This is a genomic window from Pseudopedobacter sp., from assembly GCF_040392825.1.
Lineage (GTDB): Bacteria > Bacteroidota > Bacteroidia > Sphingobacteriales > Sphingobacteriaceae > Pseudopedobacter.
Map to the genome: position 1 here is coordinate 1 of NZ_JBEBVH010000379.1, position 3013 is coordinate 3013.

3 protein-coding genes are annotated in these 3013 nt (G+C 36.0%); 2 read left to right on the plus strand and 1 reads right to left on the minus strand.

Annotated elements, in window-relative coordinates:
* Positions 1-787, minus strand: a 787-nt coding sequence (locus ABWO41_RS17185; protein WP_353140679.1) for a sulfite exporter TauE/SafE family protein, incomplete at its 3' end; no start/stop codon positions are given.
* A 193-nt stretch (positions 788-980) separates the two neighbouring features.
* On the opposite strand from ABWO41_RS17185, the gene ABWO41_RS17190 reads away from it, so the two are divergent.
* Positions 981-2117, plus strand: coding sequence for a metallophosphoesterase family protein (locus ABWO41_RS17190; RefSeq protein ID WP_353140682.1), 1137 nt, complete (start codon positions 981-983; stop codon positions 2115-2117).
* 84 nt (positions 2118-2201) lie between these two features.
* Positions 2202-3013, plus strand: an 812-nt coding sequence (locus tag ABWO41_RS17195) for a GTP-binding protein (protein WP_353140685.1), incomplete at its 3' end; no start/stop codon positions are given.

The window sequence follows — 3013 nt, forward strand, 5'->3', positions numbered from 1 at the left end:
CGGTAAGACTAACAGATCCTATAACATATTTCGGACTTCTACCTTTTGATATTAAAGTACTAGTCACTAATGGACCCCAGCCTCCGCCTCCAAAAGAGTCTAAAAATCCTCCGGCTCCAGCCAGCCAGCCAGCATGCTTTACTTTTTGGGATTTAATTTGTTTCTTAAAAGCATTTATAAGAATCCGAATTCCGAGAATAAGCGTATAAATAGACAATATAGGTCTAAGCCACCCAGCATACTTTTCTCCAAAAAAGCCTAGAAGTAGAGCACCGCAAATAGCTCCTATTACCCCTGGAATTAATAGAGTTTTAAAGAGTTTCTTATTTACATTCCCGAATTTATAGTGACTATATCCGGAAGCGCCGCTAGAAAACATTTCTGCAGTATGAATGCTTCCACTTACAACAACTGGATTTACTCCTCCTGATAGAAGAAGGGTTGTTGAAATTACCCCATATCCCATCCCCAGAGCTCCATCAACCATTTGTGCGACAAAGCCTATAGCTAACATCCAAAAGAATTGTTCATCGATTTTGCCAGGTAGTGTTTGAAGGTAGGTTATAACTCTATCGCCTGGAATGTATGCAAGCACTGCAAAAATAATGAATAATAAAGCCAGAATAATTAAACTCCAATTAGCAATACGTTTCCATTTCTTTTCTTGCGTGTTTACTTTAGTATGTGTTTTATTAATTATACCATTTTCTTGAGTTTTTACCTCAAGAGGGGGTGGATTGTCATTTAGATTTGTTTCCCTTATTATGGGCTGAGTCTTTTCAGGCATCTGCTAGATATTATTGTCTATTAAATCAGTCGACAATAATACGTTTTTGTTTTTTTAAACACAAGATTTTAAATATTTTTTTTGCGGTATTTTTGGTAATAGTTCTGACTCTTAACTTATTCTTAATAATTATATGACATTTATTGATTTAATTGGTATCCTTTTTGAACATATTTAAGAATAATTTTTAATAATGAATAAAATAGTTGACAAGCCATTATTGCTGAAAGGAAAATTTGCTGATGCAAATAAATTTAGACCTTTACCTCCCCCGGTAGGCAAGTGGCCCTATAATTTAGATATAGGAGAAGTAGAGCCTGCCATTGCGGGAAAAGAAAATGAGTTAGTTTTTCATATGGTGGGAGATACAGGGAGTGCAAAAGACTTAAGTTTTCAACGATTATTAGCACAGCAATTGATAAAGCAAGCAAAAGTGGGTGAAAATAAACCGCAATTTCTATATCATTTGGGCGATATCGTTTATGATCATGGAGAGAAGGATGAGTACCCTGCTCAATTTTTCAAACCTTTTGAGAATTATCCTGGACCAATCTTTTCCATCCCAGGTAATCACGATGCGGAGATTAATCTTTTAAATGAATCCCCTTATCAGAGTCTAGATGGTTACATGGATGTCTTTTGTGACTCGAGACAGCGTTACGTGAAGTTTTCTGAGGGAAGTGAACGTAAGAGCATGATTCAACCCAATGTATATTGGACATTGAATACATCGGTGGCGACAATAATTGGATTGTATGGGAATGTCGCCAAGTTTGGTGTAATTACCGAAGAACAAAAGGAATGGTTTATTGAGGAATTAAAAAAGCATGCTTTGGATATGAATGGAAAGGTTTTGATTGTGTGCTTGCATCAATCTCCCTTTTCAGCAGACCTTAATCATGGTTCTAGTTTGGCAATGGTTGAATTCCTCGACAATGCTTACAAAGAGGCTGGAGTTAAACCAGATATTGTTTTCAGTGGACATGTCCATAATTATCAACGCTTTATACGCAACTATCCTGATGGTACAAGAACTCCTTATATTGTTGCTGGTGCTGGTGGATATGCTCTTTTGCACCCTTTGGCAAAAGAGGGAAATCGAATGATTAATACTGATTCTGATCTGTTTAAGGATGTTAAATTAGTAAAGTATTGTTTTGAACAATACGGTTTCCTTAAGATAAGGATTGTTAGAACTGAAACAAAGTTGAGTTTGATCGGAGAATACTATACCATTCCACTGAATGCAAAGTATGATACTGATTTTGATGCCACATTATACGACCGCTTTGAGATCTTATTGAAACAGTCAGAAATGACCCTGTGTTAATCATATTTTTCACTTATAGCAAGGAGTATATCTAAGAATTTATTTTCCGTACTTTTGCAGTTCTGAAAAAAATAAAGACGAACGATGCTGAACCGCGAAATAAAGAAAAGACGAACTTTTGGAATTATTAGTCACCCCGATGCTGGAAAGACAACATTAACAGAGAAGCTTTTGCTTTTTGGAGGTGCTATCCAAAAGGCAGGTACAGTAAAGCGTAATAAAGCAGAAAAAACGGCGACTTCTGATTTTATGGAAATTGAGAAACAGCGTGGTATATCAGTTGCCACTTCTGTTATGGGCTTTGAGTATTTGAATCATAAAATCAATATTCTTGATACACCCGGACACAAAGATTTCGCTGAAGATACATATAGAACTTTAACAGCCGTCGATTCCGTAATCTTGGTGATAGATTCTGTTAAAGGGGTAGAAGAACAAACTCGAAAATTGATGCAGGTTTGTAGAATGCGTCATACACCCGTGATTGTTTTTATCAATAAAATGGACCGTGAGGGAAGGGAGCATTTTGAACTTCTTGAGGAAATAGAGAAAGAGTTAAATATCTCCGTACGTCCGCTAAGTTGGCCAATAGGTATAGGCAGTAGCTTTAAGGGAGTATATCATCTTCATAAACATAAGTTAAATCTTTATAGTGCAAATAAGAAAAGTATTTCAGGTGATTATATACCTATAGATGATTTAGCGGATACACAGTTAGATACTATATTAGGAGAGAAAGCCGCTAATACACTACGTGATGAGGTGGAGTTAGTAGATTCAGTTTACGAACCTTTTGACATACCTTTATATCGTTCCGGTTATTTAGCCCCTGTGTTTTTTGGTAGTGCAATTAATAATTTTGGTGTTCAAGAATTGCTTGAAACATTTATTGAAAT